Source organism: Streptomyces sp. TLI_105 (genome assembly GCF_900105415.1).
Lineage (GTDB): Bacteria > Actinomycetota > Actinomycetes > Streptomycetales > Streptomycetaceae > Streptomyces.
In genome coordinates this window covers 5,919,013-5,933,044 of record NZ_FNSM01000001.1, presented here as the reverse complement: position 1 = coordinate 5,933,044, position 14,032 = coordinate 5,919,013, and the positions used below count along the sequence as shown (strand labels likewise).

Genomic DNA, 14,032 nt, shown 5'->3' with positions numbered 1-14,032 from the left:
GGGTGCCCGTTTTCGCGGCACCCTGTGCCGACTTTCTCGATCTGAAGAGGTTTTCCGCTTCAACCCTTTGATCGATCATCGATCGCCGGTTTACAGTCTTCGGCGGGCCGTCACCCGGCCCTTCGCCCTGTCCTGCCAGACAAGGCCCCCTTATCTCCACCCCCATCTGTCCGGAAGGCGGCGATCATGACCGATCCCGTAGGCAAGATTCCGAGCGAGCTCGACCAGCTCCCGGACCGTGACACCGAGGAGACCGCCGAGTGGGCGGCCTCCCTGGACGCCGTCACCAAGGCCGCCGGCCCCCACCGGGCCGCCTACCTGATGCGCCGTACCCTCCAGCACGCCGAAGGCGCGGGCCTGGCCCTCCCCAAGCTCCTGGAGACCGACTACGTCAACACCATCCCCACCTCCGCCGAGCCCTCGATCACCGAGTTCGGCGGCGACGAGGAGATGGAGCGGAAGATCACCGCGTGGAACCGCTGGAACGCGGCCGCGATGGTCACCCGCGGCTCCAAGCACGGCGTCGGCGGCCACATCGCCACCTTCGCCTCCGCGGCCTGGCTCTACGAGACCGGCTTCAACCACTTCTTCAAGGGCAAGGAAGCCGACGGTTCCGGCGACCAGCTCTACATCCAGGGCCACGCCTCCCCCGGCATCTACGCCCGCGCCTTCCTCGACGGGCGCCTGAACGAGGCCCACCTCGACAACTTCCGGCAGGAGTCCGGCGGCAACGGCCTGCCCTCCTACCCGCACCCGCGCCGTCTCCCCTGGCTGTGGGAGTTCCCCACCGTCTCCATGGGTCTCGGCCCGCTCTCCGCGATCTACCAGGCGCGCTTCAACCGCTACCTGACCAACCGCTCCATCAAGGACGTCTCCGCCTCGCACGTGTGGGCGTTCCTCGGTGACGGCGAGATGGACGAGCCCGAGTCGACCGCGGCCCTCGCCCTGGCGGCCCGCGAGGGTCTGGACAACCTGACCTTCGTCATCAACTGCAACCTGCAGCGCCTCGACGGCCCGGTCCGCGCCAACTTCAAGATCGTGCAGGAGCTGGAGGCCCAGTTCCGCGGCGCCGGCTGGAACGTCGTGAAGTCGCTGTGGGGCAACGCCTGGGACGAGCTGTTCGCGCTCGACACCACCGGCGCCCTCGTCCGCCGCCTCCGCGAGGTGCCCGACGCGCAGGTCCAGACGTACCAGACCCGCGACGCCGCCTACATCCGCCAGGACTTCTTCGGCAAGGACCCGGCGCTCGTCGCGATGGCGCAGCTGCTGAGCGACGACAAGATCCTCGAGTGCTTCCACCTCTCCCGCGGTGGTCACGAGCCGCGCAAGGTGTACGCCGCGTACAAGGCCGCCCTGGAGTTCAAGGGTGCGCCGACGGTCATCCTGGCGCAGACCGTCAAGGGCTTCACCCTGGGTGAGGGCTTCGCGTCGAAGAACGCGAACCACCAGATGAAGAAGCTGACGACGGACGAGTTCAAGAACATGCGTGACCTTCTTGAGCTGCCCATCTCGGACGCGCAGTTCGTCGACGGCCAGGTGCCGTACGGCCACCCCGGCGCCGACTCCCCCGAGGTCCGCTACCTCCAGGAGCGCCGCGCGGCCCTCGGCGGCCCGGCCCCGGCCCGCCGCACGCACGCGCTCGCCCCGCTGCCGGCCCCGGCCGACAAGGCGTTCGCCGCGTTCGACAAGGGCTCCGGCTCGCAGTCGATGGCCACGACGATGGCGTTCGTGCGACTGATCAAGGACCTGATCCGCGACAAGGAGACCGGCAAGCGCTGGGTCCCGATCGTCCCGGACGAGGCCCGTACCTTCGGTATGGAGTCGCTGTTCCCGTCGCTCGGCATCTACTCGCCGAAGGGCCAGACGTACGAGCCGGTCGACCGCGACCAGCTGATGTACTACAAGGAGGCCGTCAACGGCCAGATCCTGAACGAGGGCATCACCGAGGCCGGCTCGATGGCCGACTTCATCGCCGCGTCCACCGCGTACTCCACGCACGGCGAGGCGATGATCCCCTTCTACATCTTCTACTCGATGTTCGGCTGGCAGCGGACCGCCGACCAGATGTGGCAGCTCGGCGACCAGCTCGGCCGCGGCTTCCTCGTCGGCGCCACCGCCGGCCGCACCACCCTGACCGGCGAGGGCCTCCAGCACGCCGACGGCCACTCCCCCGTCATCGCGGCCACCAACCCGGCGGCGCTGACGTACGACCCGGCGTTCGCCTACGAGGTCGCGGTCATCGTCAAGGAGGGTCTGCGCCGGATGTACGGCGAGGCCGCCGAGGGCGAGGACCAGAACGTCTTCTACTACCTCACGGTCTACAACGAGCCGATGCCGCAGCCGGCCAAGCCGGCCGGCATCGACGAGGGCATCGTCAAGGGCCTCTACCGCTTCAACACGGCGGAGTCGGCCGGTCTGGAGCTGCCCGCGAACGCCGCGCGCATCCAGCTGCTCTCCTCCGGCACGGCCATCCACTGGGCCCTGGAGGCGCAGAAGCTGCTCGCCGCCGAGTGGGGCGTGGCCGCCGACGTGTGGTCCGCGACCTCCTGGACCGAGCTGCGCCGCGACGCGCTGGAGGCCGACGCGGCCCTCCTGCGCGGCGAGGAGCAGACGCCGTACATCCGCAAGGCCCTGGAGGGCATCGACTCCCCGGTCCTCGCGGTCTCCGACTACATGCGCCAGGTCCCGGACCAGATCGCGCAGTGGGTCGAGCAGGACTACACCTCGCTGGGCGCCGACGGCTTCGGCCTCTCGGACACCCGCGACGCGGCCCGCCGCCACTTCGGCGTCGACGCCCAGTCGATCGTCGTCGCGGCCCTGGCCCAGCTGGCCCGCCGTGGCGAGGTCCAGGCGACGGCCGTGAAGGAGGCGCGCGAGCGCTACGGCCTGTAAGGCCGGACCCGACCGGGTTGCTTGAGGGGCCGTGGCCCGTACGCCTGCGCGTACGGGCCACGGCCCCTCGCTTCTGTGCGCGCTGCCGCGGGGGCCCGCGGCGGCCGGGGCGGGGTGGGCCAGGCCCTGGGCGGGGGCGGGTTCGGGGGCCGTCGAGAGCACGGCGGCCAGGTCGGTGAGCCGGCGCAGGATGCGGTCGCGCTGCTCGGCGAGGGCGCCGACCGGCCGGTACGTGCTGTCGGCGAGGATGTCGGCGACGGCCGTACGGACCTCCGTGAGCTCGGCCGTCTCGACGGCCGAGCGGGTCCGGGCGTCGGCGAGCAGGGCGTCGGACTCGGCCCGGGCGTCGGCCATGACCGTCCGGGCGGCGGTGAGCAGCGGGTCCGCCTCGGCCCGGCCGTCGGCCACCAGCGCGCGGGCCCGGCCTCGCCCCGGTCGTGGGCGACCGTCGTGTGCCGCCCCGGCAGCTCCGCGGCGGCACGGATCTCGCGGCGGAAGCGGATGAGGACGTCCTCGTTCCCCATGCCGCGCCTCCCTTGAGCAGTGTGGCCGCCACGTCCCGCTGCGTCTTCTGGTCGCGGGCGGACCACACCACGCCGAACCCGCCGCTTCCGAGCTCCCGCGCCGGTTCGTACCGGTCGTCCGGCAGCACGCCCCGTCGCACCGCTTCTCCCCCATGGCCTCCGGCCCCGAGGACCCCGGCATGGATGGCAGTCTGGGGCCCATGCGTGCCGCTCGCCTCATCAAAATGGTCCTGCTGCTCCAGAACCGGCCGTCCATGACCGCCGCCCAGCTCGCCGCCGAACTGGAGGTGTCGGAGCGGACCGTGACCCGGGACGCGCTCGCCCTGTCGGAGGCGGGGGTGCCGGTGTACGCGGACCGGGGCCGGACCGGCGGGTACCGGCTGGTCGGCGGGTACCGGACCCGGCTGACCGGGCTCGGGCGCGGCGAGGCGGAGGCGCTGTTCCTGTCCGGACTGCCGGGCGCGCTGCGGGACATGGGCCTGGAGGACGCCGCCTCGGCGGCCCGGCTGAAGGTGTCGGCGGCGCTGCTGCCCTCGCTGCGGGACGCGCACGAGTCGGCGGCGCGGCGCTTCCATCTGGACGCGCCGGGCTGGTACCAGGAACCCGAGACGCCGGAGCTGCTCGCGCCGGTGGCGGAGGCGGTCTGGGACGACCGGTGGGTGTCGGCGCGGTACCGGCGCGGGGACGGCGAGGAGGTGGAGCGGGAGCTCCAGCCGTACGGCCTCGTCCTGAAGGCGGGCGTCTGGTACGTGTGCGCGCGCTCGGGTTCCTCGTTCCGTACGTACCGGGTGGACCGGTTCACGGCGGTGGCCGTGGGCGAGGCCCGGTTCGACCGGGACCCGGACTTCGACCTGCCCGTCTTCTGGGAGGAGCGGTCGGCGGAGTTCGCCCGCTCCCTGCTCCGTACGGAGGTGGTCGTACGGCTCTCGGAGGCGGGCGTCCGCCGGCTGCCGTACGTCACGGACCGGGCGGCCGCCGGGGAGGCGCTGGCTGCGGGGATCGCCGAGGGCGGCCTCGTGCGGGTCGTCCTGCGGGTGGAGAGCGAGGAGGTCGCCTTCGGTCAGCTGCTCGGGCTCGGCCCGGAGGTGGAGGTGCTGGCCCCGGAGGCGCTCCGGGAGCGGTTCGCGGAGGCGGCCCGGGGCCTGGCGGAGCTCTACCGGTAGTCGGCCACGTCCGGCTTCCCGGTCTCGCTCGCGACGATGAAGCCCCAGGCGTCCGGCTGCGAGCCGTCCGCGTCCGTGAAGCCGTACTCCTTCGCCAGCTCGCCGCTGGAGAGCGACCGGCCGGTCCAGCGGTGCCGGTCGGGGTCGGCGGCGAGGGCGGCGACGGCCCGGCCGACGTAGACCGGTGACTCGGAGACGCCGAAGTCGGGGATCTTCTCGGTGGCGTCGCGCCAGTTCTCCTCGGTGACGCCGAAGCCGGCGAGCATCTGCTCCGACCTGAGCCAGCCGGGGGTGACGACGACGGCGGTGCCGCCGTACTCCTCCAGTTCCCGGGCAAGGCCGAAGGCCATCCGGATCGGGGCGTTCTTGGCGAGGTCGTAGTAGAGGTTCTCGCGGAAGTGGGTGCTGTTGTACGCGGCGGTGCCGTCGGTGACCTCGACGACGAGCCCGCCGGGGTTGCGGATCAGCAGCGGGACCGCGAGGTGCGAGGTGATGGCGTGGGTCCGCACGCCGAGTTCGAGCATCCGGAGGCCGCCGGCGAGGTCGTTCTCCCAGGTCTTCTTCCCGAAGGTGACCAGGTGTTCGCCGCCCCACACATCGTTGACGAGGACGTCGAGCCGGCCCCGCTCGCGGTCGATCCGGTCGACGAGGGCCCGGACCTGGTCGGGCTCCAGGTGGTCGGTGGGGACGGGGATGCCCTCGCCGCCGGCGGCCGTCACCAGTTCGGCGGTCTCCTCGATGGTCTCGCTGGCGCGGCCGACCTCGCTGAGCTTCTCGCGGGTGGTGCGGCCCGTGACGTACACGGTGGCGCCTGCGGCGCCGAGCTGGACGGCGATGGCCCGTCCGGCGCCCCGGGTGGCCCCGGCGACCAGGCAGATCCGTCCGCTCAGGGGTGTGGTCTCAGTCGTCATGATCACCAGACTGGCAGAGAAACACGACACCTTCTGTCCGGATTCGTTTCCGGCTTTCCGGGTGCGTCGCACCCCACGAGCCACGATGCTGGAGCGGTGATGGACGAGACCGAGTTCTGGGAGCTCATCGACGCCACCCGCGAGGAAGCCGAGGGCGACCCCGAGGAGCAGGCCGACCTGCTCGTGGAGCGGCTGACCCGGCTCGACCCCGACTCGGTGCTCGACTACGCGCGCCATTTCGAGGCCCGCTTCAACCGCGCGTACCTCTGGGATCTGTGGGGTGCGGCGGCCGTCCTCTTCGACGGGGCGGGCGAGGAGACCTTCGACTCGTTCCGCTGCTGGCTGATCGGCCAGGGCCGGGAGGTGTACGAGGGGGCCGTGCACGATCCGGACGCGCTGGCGGAGCTGCTCGGCGACTTCGACGTGGAGATCGACGGGGACGGTGAGGAGATCGGCTTCGCCGCCGACGAGGCGTACGAGCAGCTGACCGGCGGTGAGACCCCCGACCTGGGCATTCCGATGCCGGGCGGGGAGCCGCTGGGCACCCCCTTCGACCTGGGTGACGACGAGGTGCTCGCGGCCCGCTTCCCCCGGCTGTGGGAGCGCTTCGGGACGACGTAGGGGTGTCCTGCCCGATGGGCAGGACACCCCTGGGGCGGTTCAGCCGAGCCGGAGCCGGGGGTTCTCCTGGCCGAGGATCATGTCCGTGCGGGGCTGGAGTGCCGGGAAGAGCTGCTCGGGCTGCGGGATCGCCCAGTACTTGCCCTCCGCGACCATCTCGAAGACCCGCGCGGCGTGCTCCTCGGGCGTGAGCCCGTGCTCGTCGGCGAGGTCCTGCAGCTGCTCGTTGAAGGCGGCGACCTCGGGGGGCTCGGTCTCGCCGGGGCGGGCGACCTTGAAGATCTCGCTCTTGACCGAGCCGGGCGTCACGACGGACACCTGGATCGGGGCGCCCTTCATCAGCATCTCGTAGTGCAGCGACTCGGTGAGGGCGAGCGTGCCGAACTTGGTGACGCTGTACGGCGCCATCAGCGGGCTCGGCAGCATGCCGCCGATCGAGGAGACGTTGACCACCCAGGCCTTCTCGCCGCGCTCCAGCATGCGCGGCACGAAGGCCCGGATGCCGTTGACGTACCCGCCGATGTTGACCCGGAGCATGGCGTCCCAGCGCGCGGCCGGGATCTCCCAGGAGTAGCCCATGGCCATGATCCCGGCGTTGTTGACGAGCAGGTCGACCGCGCCGAACCGGGTGTACGCGGTGTCGGCGAGGGCCTCGACCGAGGCGGGGTCGGCGACGTCGGTGACGACGGCGGTGATCTCGGCGCCGGTGGCCGACAGTTCGCCGGCGAACTCGGCGAGCCGCTCGGCGGCGATGTCGGCGAGGACCAGCTTCATGCCGAGCCCGGCGGCGTGCCGGGCGAGGCCGGCGCCGATCCCGGAGGAGGCGCCGGTGATGACGGCGGTGCGCCCGCCGAACACCTCGGCGGCGGTCATCAGAAGTGGGTCCCGCCGTCGATGCGGACCTCGGTGCCGGTGATGAACTTCCCGTCCTCGGAGGCGAGCATCGCGACGACGCCGGCGACGGTCTCGGGGCCGGCGAAGCCCTGGCCGAGGGCGGGGGCGAGCTTGCCGAAGAGGGACCAGTCGGTGTCCTCGGGCAGGCCGGGGCCCATGGACTGCTTGGAGGCGCCGGAGCCGTCGGTCATGCCGGAGGAGATGGAGCCGGGCTGGACGGCGGTGAAGCGGATGCCCTGCTTGGCGTACTCGGAGGCGAGCGCGTGGGTCATGGACTGGATGCCGCCCTTGCTGGCCGCGTAGGCCGCCATGTAGGGGTGGGCGAACATCGCGGAGGTGGAGGAGAAGTTGACGACGGCGGAGCCGTTGCCCTCCAGGAGCGCCGGGACGGCCTCCCGGATCATGAGGAAGGTGCCGGTGAGGTTGATCCGGATCACCTGCTCGAAGGAGTCCAGGCTCGTCTCGTGGGTGTGCGAGGAGCGCAGGATGCCGGCCGCGTTGACCAGGACGTCCAGGCCGCCGAGCGCCTCGACGGCGGTGGCGACGCCGGCCCGCACGGAGGCCTCGTCGGCGATGTTCACGAGGACGGTGGTGAGACGGTCGGCGGCATCGCCGGCCTTGGCGACGGTGTCCTTGAGGCCGTCCTCGCTGATGTCGGCGGCGACGACCCGGCCGCCCTCGGCGAGCATGCGCAGGACGGTGGCCTGGCCGATGCCGGAGCCGCCGCCGGTGATGAGGGCGCGGCGTCCTTCGTAACGGGTCAGCTGGTTCATGGCGGCAACCTCTCGATGTCAAGCTTTCCGGGGAATGCCGCCACCGTACGCCGAAGTGGCACGTTTTGCCACACATGCACGTCATGCATCTTCGGCAGTCGCAGGCGTACGCTTCGTGGGTGAGCACCAAGCCCGAGGGCGCCGCGCCCCCCACCCCCTCGCTGACGGAGCGCCGCAAGGCCGCCACCCAGCTCGACATCGCCCGCGCCGCCGCCGAGCTCTTCACCGAGCGCGGCCCCGACGGCACCACGGCCGAGGAGATCGCCCAGCGGGCCGGCGTCGCCCTGCGCACCTTCTACCGCTACTTCCGCTCCAAGCAGGACGCCGTCGCCCCGCTCCTCGCGGGCGGCGCCGACCGCTGGCGGGAGCGCCTCGCCGCGACGGAACCGGGCGCCGGCGTGCCCGAGGCCCTGGAGCGCTCGATCGCCGCGTCGCTCACGCCGGAGAGCGAGGCGGACGCGGAGGGCCTGCGCTGGACGCGCGGGCTGCTGCGGGCCGCCGCCGAGGACCCCGCCCTCCGGGCCGTCTGGTACCGGGTCAACCAGGAGTCCGAGGAGCGGCTGCGCGAGGTCGTCGCCGGGCTCGCCGGCCCGGAGGCCGACCCGCTGGAGGTGCGGCTCGCGGCGGCGGCTGCCACCGACGCCATCCGGATCGCCCTGGAGAGCTGGGCGGAGACGGACGCCCCGGAGCGCGGAGAGGGCGCACCGGCCGCGCTCGCGGTCCGCTGCCTGCGCGAACTGATGGGCGGGATGCGGCTGTTGCGGGACGCGTGAGGGGGCTCGTGACGGGGCGCGCCGGCCCAGGAGCGACCGGGGGCGGCGGCTGTCGCGGGCTCCCGACCGGGCGGCGACCGGACCGGGCAGCTGCCGCGGGCTCTCAGCGGACCAGCGACCGGCCCATGAGCACGTCGTCCACGTACGCCCCGTCGAGGAGCAGCTCCCCCGGCAGCACGCCCTCGACCACGAAGCCCTCGGAGGCGTAGAGCGCGCGGGCCGGCGCGTTGTGACCGAGGACCCGCAGGGTGATCCGTACGGCGCCCTGCTCCCGGGCCCGGTCCATGGCGGCCCGCAGCAACGCCCGCGCGACGCCCTTGCCCCGCGCCGACTCGGCGACGGCGAGGCCCTGGATCTGGCGGACGTGGGCGGTGGCGGCCAGCGGGGTCGGCGGCACCACCCGGACGTAACCGACGACCGCCCCGCCGCGCACCGCCACGAGATAGTCGCCGGGCAGGTGGCGCGCGTCGAAGAAGGGCTCGCCCGGCGCCGGGACGGGCAGCACGGCGTGGAGCGTCGACCAGGTGGTCCGGTCGAGCTCCGCGAGCGCGGCGTCGTCGTCCCGCACGGCGGTCCGTATCTGCGTCTCCGGCACGATCATGACGGCCACTGTGCCACGCAGGGCCTGTCCTTCGGGTCGGACCGGATCAGGGAGCGGGGCCCGGTGCACTGCACTCGCTTCGCTCGCTCCGTCCCGGCTCCCTGATTCATCCTCCGGACGCCGAGCGCGATCGCAAGGCGGAGGAGGGAGTCGGCGCGGCGGGGGCACCTCCCAGCGGTGGCCGGGGGAGCCGGCGACCGACGGCAACGCGGCGCGGGGGCACCTCCCGTGCCCGAAGGACTACGGGGGAGTACGGGCCAGGCCCCGCGAGCCCGGCCCGACCCGAAAGACAGGCCCCGGCCGGGGAGGGCAGGATGGTGCGCATGCAGCGTTCCTCCACTCGCAAGCGCGTCGCCGTCACCGGCGCCTCCGGCCTCATCGGCTCGGCCCTGGTCCGCTCCCTGCGCGCCGACGGGCACGACGTCCTCCGCCTGGTCCGGCGCCCCGCCCGCACCGCCGACGAGGTCGAATGGGACCCGAAGCGGCTGTACGTGGACGCCGCCGGGCTCGTCGGCGTCGACGCCGTCGTGCACCTGGCGGGCGCCGGCGTCGGCGAGCGCCGCTGGAACGAGGCGTACAAGAAGGAGATCCGGGACAGCCGGGTCCTCGGCACGACGGCGATCTCCCAGGCGCTCGCCTCGCTCGCCGACCCGCCTCAGACGCTGGTCTGCGGCACGGCGCTCGGCTGGTACGGGGACACCGGCACCCGCGCGGTGGACGAGAGCGCCCCCGCCGGCACGGGCTTCCTGCCCTCGGTGTGCGTGGAGTGGGAGGCCGCGGCCGCCCCCGCCGAGGAGGCCGGGATCCGGGTCGCCTACGCCCGCACGGGCCTGGTGGTCGCCCGCGAGGGCGGCGCCTGGGGACGGCTCTTCCCCGTCTTCCGCGCGGGACTCGGCGGGCGGATGGGCGACGGCCGCCAGTACTGGTCGTACATCTCCCTCCACGACGAGGTGGCCGCCCTGCGCCACCTCGTCGACACCCCGACCCTCTCGGGCCCGGTGAACCTGACGGCCCCGGAGCCCGTCACCAACCGCGAGGTGACGGCGGCGATGGGCCGGGTACTGGGCCGCCCGACGCTCTTCACCGTGCCGGCGCCCGCCCTGAAGGTCGTCCTCGGCGACTTCGCCGAGGACGTGCTGGGCAGTCAGCGGGTGCTGCCGGGGCGGCTGCTGGAGACCGGTTTCGACTTCGCCTTCCCGACGATCGACGACTCGATCCGGGCGGCGCTGCGCTGACACCCCCTCCCCCGGCGAGGCCTCCTGTGCTCCTCCGTGCTGCGTGCACCCCGCCGCGCGCGGGCCTCCTCCGGTGGGAGCGCTGCCTAGGCTCGATGCCCACTGTTCGATACGAACGCGAACTCGGGCATTCCGCGGGCCTGTTGGGGGCATAACGCCTCCCACTGACGGCGCCGACCTGGGGAGGGGCACGTGCTCAGTACCGCAAGCAGCGCACAGCACAGGGACGTCGTGGAGGCCGTCGACGTCGTCATCGTCGGAGCCGGGATCGCGGGGCTGGCGGCCGCACACCGGCTGACCTGCGCCGGGCTCGCCGTCGCCGTCCTGGAGGCGGAGCCACGGGTCGGCGGCCGGCTGGCCACCGACCCCGTCGACGGCTTCCTGCTCGACCGGACGGGCCCGCTGCTCACGCTCTCGTCCGAGGACCTCCGCGCCGCGCCGGGGCTCGCCGGGCTCGCGCTGCGTCCCTTCGCCCCCGGCGTGCTCGTCCACAACGACGGGCGGTACGCACGGTGGGCCCTTCCGCACCCGCGCCGGACGGCCGGCCACCGGGGCGGCGGGGTCCACCGGGGCGTGGGGGGAGCGTTTAGCGTGGCGCGCGCCCTCGCGAGCGCCCCCCGCAATCCGGCCGCCTCGCTCGACCAGGCGCGGCTCGGCGCCTCCCTCGTCCGGCTCGCCGCGACCCCGACCGCACGCCTGCTCGCCCGCCCCGAGCGGACCGCCCGCGAGGCCCTCACCGCCCGGCTCCCCGCCCGGACCGTGCAGGGCGTGCTGCGGCCGCTGCTCGCCGCGCTCCTCGCCGACCCGGACCTCGGCATGTCGAGCCGTCAGGCGGACCTGGCGCTACGGGCCTTCGCCCGCGGCCGGCCGGCCGTCCCCGAAGGCGGCTCGGCGGCGCTCCCCGAACGGCTCGCCGCCGCGCTGCCGCCCGGTACGGTCCGCACCGGCGTCCGGGTCACCGACGTGTCGGTCTCCCGGGTCACGACCGCCGAACACGGCGTCATCGGCTGCCGCTCCGTCCTCCTGGCCACGGGCGCGCGCACGGCGGCGGAGCTGCTGCCGGGCCTGCGCGTCCCCGGCTTCCACCCGGTGACCGTCCTGCACCACACGGCGCCCGTGGCACCCACCGCGGACCCCACCCTGCTCCTGGAGTCCGACCCCGACGGGCCGGTGGCCCACACGGCGGTGATGAGCGCGGTCGACCCGTCCCGGGCCCCGGCCGGGCGGGCCCTCATCACCTCGACGGTCCTCGGGGCGCCGCCGGACGACACGGAGCGGCGTGTCCGCAAGCACCTCGCCACGCTCTACGGCACCTCCACGGACGACTGGGAGCTCCTCGCGCTCTACCACACCGCCCAGGCGGTCCCCTCGATGCCGCCGCCGCACGACGCGCGCCGCTCGGTCCGGCTGCTGGCCGGTCTGTACGTCTGTGGGGACCACCGGGACGTCAGCACGCCCCAGGGCGCCCTCTCCTCGGCCCACCGGGCGACGGAGTCCCTCCTGACGGACCTGAAGATCCGCCGCCCGGCCCCGGCGAACGACAGGGCAGCCTGACCGGCCTCCGCCATGGGCGCCGGTTCCGCCGGGGCGGCGCCCGCCCGCCCCCGTTGCGGGCGCGCCCGCCGGTGCGGTGCCCGCCCCCACACCCCGTTGTGGGCGCTGGTTCCGCCGGGGCGGTGCCCACCCCCACGCCCGCCCACCCCCGTTGTGGGCAATCGTTCCGCTGGGGCGGAACGGGTGGGCACAACGGACGGCGCCCCTTGCCGGGCCCAGGCTCCCGAGCCCTGACCCGCACCGGATGCGCGCCGCACAACGTGGTGCGGGTCCAGGCGCGGAACGCGGGGGCGCCGCTCAGGGCGCCGTCCCGTGTGCCCACCCTCCCCCAAGCTCTCGGCTTCGCTCGAGCAGGGGGGACCCCCTCGCCCCAGCGGGACGATTGCCCACACGGCGGGTGGGCACCGCCCCGGCAGGCGCAGCCCGCACGAAGGCGGGGGGCACCGCCCCGGCAGGCGCAGCCCGCACGAAGGCGGGGGCGTCAGCCCAGGGCGGCTACTCGGTCGCGGTACGTGCGGGCCGCCGCCGCGTCGCGGTACGGCTCGAGCCGGCGCTCGAAGTCGCGGACGTATTCGAGCGCCCGCGCCGACCGCATCTCCGACGCCTGCTGCGCCGCCTCCGCGCCCAGCGCGCACGCCTGCTCCAGTTCGCCCAGGGCCAGGCGTGAGGTGGCGAGGACGACCCGGCAGAACAGGCGGCTGCGGGCGAAGCCGGGTGCGCGGAGCTGGAGCGCGCGCTCGGCGTGCTGCGCGGCGGTCCGGTACTGCTGGAGGTCCCGGTGGCAGTGCCCGAGCTCGTCGGCGAGCTGCGCCTCGTCGAAGTGGCGGGCCCAGTACGGCACTTCGTCTCCGGGTCGGGCCGCTTCGAGGGCCCGCTCGGCGCGGACCAGGGAGGCGCTGCAGACCCGCGCCTCGCCGAGGACGGCGTGCCCGCGCGCCTCGACGGCGTGCAGCATCGCCTGGACGACGGGCGGGGCGGCGGGGCCGACGCCCTGCTGGGCGACCCTGGCGAGCTGGACGGCCTCGCGGCCGTGGCCGAGGTAGACGGCCTGGCAGCTCATGGTGAGGAGCACGTACGAGCCGTAGGCCCGGTCCCCGGCCGCCTGGGCGAGGCGCAGCGCCTGGACGAAGTACCGCTGGGCGAGGCCGTGGGCGGCGATGTCGTACGAGGTCCAGCCGGCGAGCCGGGTGAGGTCGGCGGCCGCGGCGAAGAGCCGGCGGCCCGTGCTCTCCCCGTACGTGCCGCGCAGCATCGGCTCGGCCTCGTGCTCCAGGTAGCGGACGAGGGCCTGGCGGGCGTGGCCGCCGCCGTAGGCGTGGTCGAGGGTGCGGAAGAGCTCGCCGACGGAGCGGAGGGCGGCGACGTCGCCGCTGGAGACCCGCTGCCCGGGGCCCCTGTCCGTGCCGCGCTGGCGGGGGACGGAGAAGCGGCCCTGGGGCGGGACCCGGGGGTCCTGCGCGGCTCCGAGGGGAGCGCCCGGGCGGGCGGGCGGGGTGGGGGCGGGTTCGCCGCGGGCGACCCGGTCGTCGGCGCGGCCGATCAGCCAGTCGCGGCTGGGGACGACGAGGCCGGCCGGGGTGAAGGCGATCTTGCGGAGTTCGGCGTGGCTGCCGGAGTCCTTGCGCCACAGGCCGCTGACGATGTCGACGGCCTCCTCGGGGGTGGCGGCGAACTCCAGGCCCGCGTAGACCGGCGCGCAGGCGTCGAGGCCGAGGTCCTGGGCGGAGAGGCGGCGGCCGAGGCGGCGGGTGAAGACCTCGGCGATGAGGGCGGGGGTGGTGCCGCGCGGCTGCTGACCGCGGAGCCAGCGGGTCACGGAGGTCTTGTCGTACCGCAGGTCGAGCCCGTGTTCCAGACCGAGCTGGTCGACCCGTCTGGCGAGCCCCGCGTTGGAGAACCCGGCTTCGGCGATGAGCGCGGCGAGCTGGCGGTTCGGGATGCGCTGCGGTGGTCGTTCCGTCATCAGCTGTGCGGTCTCCTGCCTTCCGGGCCCGGGCGGCAGCCCCGTCGGACCCTCATGGAACGGCGTGAATTTAGCGGTCCCCACGGCCCGTACCGCCACCTTCGCCCCACATTCATCCGATCGTGTGA

At 74.1% G+C, this 14,032-nt stretch carries 12 protein-coding genes; 7 read left to right on the top strand and 5 right to left on the bottom strand.

Annotation, left to right across the window (positions count from 1 at the left end; genetic code table 11):
• Positions 1 to 186 precede the first annotated feature (186 nt).
• From aceE to BLW86_RS27140, 3 genes are all read left to right on the top strand, one after another.
• Entirely contained in the window at positions 187 to 2,892 is a 2,706-nt protein-coding gene (gene aceE / locus BLW86_RS27150; RefSeq protein ID WP_093876466.1) for a pyruvate dehydrogenase (acetyl-transferring), homodimeric type, read from the top strand.
• 75 nt (positions 2,893 to 2,967) lie between these two features.
• Positions 2,968 to 3,432 carry a hypothetical protein gene (locus BLW86_RS27145; protein ID WP_143060282.1) on the top strand — a complete coding sequence of 155 codons (465 nt, stop codon included), beginning with the start codon at positions 2,968 to 2,970 and terminating at the stop codon, positions 3,430 to 3,432.
• 184 nt (positions 3,433 to 3,616) lie between these two features.
• Positions 3,617 to 4,579 carry a helix-turn-helix transcriptional regulator gene (locus BLW86_RS27140; protein WP_093876464.1) on the top strand — a complete coding sequence of 321 codons (963 nt, stop codon included), beginning with the start codon at positions 3,617 to 3,619 and terminating at the stop codon, positions 4,577 to 4,579.
• Here the strand turns inward: BLW86_RS27140 and BLW86_RS27135 are convergent.
• Positions 4,570 to 5,490, bottom strand: a complete 921-nt coding sequence (locus BLW86_RS27135) for an SDR family oxidoreductase (protein ID WP_093878898.1) — start codon at positions 5,488 to 5,490, stop codon at positions 4,570 to 4,572. The two genes, BLW86_RS27140 and BLW86_RS27135, sit on opposite strands and share 10 nt — an antisense overlap.
• 99 nt (positions 5,491 to 5,589) lie before the next feature.
• Here BLW86_RS27135 and BLW86_RS27130 point away from each other — a divergent pair, with 99 nt between their 5' ends.
• Positions 5,590 to 6,111, top strand: coding sequence for a DUF4240 domain-containing protein (locus BLW86_RS27130; RefSeq protein ID WP_093876463.1), 522 nt, complete (start codon positions 5,590 to 5,592; stop codon positions 6,109 to 6,111).
• 39 nt (positions 6,112 to 6,150) lie between these two features.
• Here BLW86_RS27130 and BLW86_RS27125 read toward each other — a convergent pair whose 3' ends face one another.
• Entirely contained in the window at positions 6,151 to 6,984 is an 834-nt protein-coding gene (locus BLW86_RS27125) for an SDR family NAD(P)-dependent oxidoreductase (protein ID WP_093876462.1), read from the bottom strand.
• Positions 6,984 to 7,778: an SDR family NAD(P)-dependent oxidoreductase gene (locus BLW86_RS27120; protein WP_093876461.1), complete on the bottom strand. Its 795-nt coding sequence runs from the start codon at positions 7,776 to 7,778 to the stop codon at positions 6,984 to 6,986. Before BLW86_RS27120 ends, BLW86_RS27125 begins: the two co-directional genes overlap by 1 nt.
• Positions 7,779 to 7,897: 119 nt before the next feature.
• On the opposite strand from BLW86_RS27120, the gene BLW86_RS27115 reads away from it, so the two are divergent.
• Positions 7,898 to 8,551, top strand: coding sequence for a TetR/AcrR family transcriptional regulator (locus tag BLW86_RS27115; protein ID WP_093878897.1), 654 nt, complete (start codon positions 7,898 to 7,900; stop codon positions 8,549 to 8,551).
• Between the two features lie 103 nt (positions 8,552 to 8,654).
• On the opposite strand, the gene BLW86_RS27110 is transcribed toward BLW86_RS27115, so the two are convergent.
• Positions 8,655 to 9,152, bottom strand: coding sequence for a GNAT family N-acetyltransferase (locus BLW86_RS27110; protein WP_093878896.1), 498 nt, complete (start codon positions 9,150 to 9,152; stop codon positions 8,655 to 8,657).
• 314 nt (positions 9,153 to 9,466) lie between these two features.
• Between BLW86_RS27110 and BLW86_RS27105 the strand changes: the two genes are divergently transcribed.
• Both BLW86_RS27105 and BLW86_RS27100 read left to right on the top strand, forming a co-directional pair.
• Positions 9,467 to 10,387 carry a TIGR01777 family oxidoreductase gene (locus BLW86_RS27105; RefSeq protein WP_093876460.1) on the top strand — a complete coding sequence of 307 codons (921 nt, stop codon included), beginning with the start codon at positions 9,467 to 9,469 and terminating at the stop codon, positions 10,385 to 10,387.
• 192 nt (positions 10,388 to 10,579) lie between these two features.
• Positions 10,580 to 11,941: an NAD(P)/FAD-dependent oxidoreductase gene (locus tag BLW86_RS27100; protein WP_093876459.1), complete on the top strand. Its 1,362-nt coding sequence runs from the start codon at positions 10,580 to 10,582 to the stop codon at positions 11,939 to 11,941.
• 481 nt (positions 11,942 to 12,422) lie between these two features.
• Here the strand turns inward: BLW86_RS27100 and BLW86_RS27095 are convergent, their stop codons facing one another.
• A complete protein-coding gene (locus BLW86_RS27095) occupies positions 12,423 to 13,904 on the bottom strand; it encodes an NsdA family TPR-like regulatory protein (protein WP_093876458.1) in 1,482 nt (493 codons plus the stop codon).
• Positions 13,905 to 14,032 lie beyond the last annotated feature (128 nt).

Excerpts from the sequence above, each read along its gene's own strand:
- BLW86_RS27135 (WP_093878898.1), bottom strand. The coding sequence starts at position 5,490 with ATGACGACTGAGACCACACCCCTGAGCGGACGGATCTGCCTGGTCGCC.
- BLW86_RS27095 (WP_093876458.1), bottom strand. The coding sequence starts at position 13,904 with ATGACGGAACGACCACCGCAGCGCATCCCGAACCGCCAGCTCGCCGCG.
- BLW86_RS27125 (WP_093876462.1), bottom strand. The coding sequence starts at position 6,984 with ATGACCGCCGCCGAGGTGTTCGGCGGGCGCACCGCCGTCATCACCGGC.
- BLW86_RS27130 (WP_093876463.1), top strand. The coding sequence starts at position 5,590 with ATGGACGAGACCGAGTTCTGGGAGCTCATCGACGCCACCCGCGAGGAA.
- aceE (WP_093876466.1), top strand. The coding sequence starts at position 187 with ATGACCGATCCCGTAGGCAAGATTCCGAGCGAGCTCGACCAGCTCCCG.
- BLW86_RS27105 (WP_093876460.1), top strand. The coding sequence starts at position 9,467 with ATGGTGCGCATGCAGCGTTCCTCCACTCGCAAGCGCGTCGCCGTCACC.
- BLW86_RS27120 (WP_093876461.1), bottom strand. The coding sequence starts at position 7,778 with ATGAACCAGCTGACCCGTTACGAAGGACGCCGCGCCCTCATCACCGGC.
- BLW86_RS27140 (WP_093876464.1), top strand. The coding sequence starts at position 3,617 with ATGCGTGCCGCTCGCCTCATCAAAATGGTCCTGCTGCTCCAGAACCGG.
- BLW86_RS27110 (WP_093878896.1), bottom strand. The coding sequence starts at position 9,152 with ATGATCGTGCCGGAGACGCAGATACGGACCGCCGTGCGGGACGACGAC.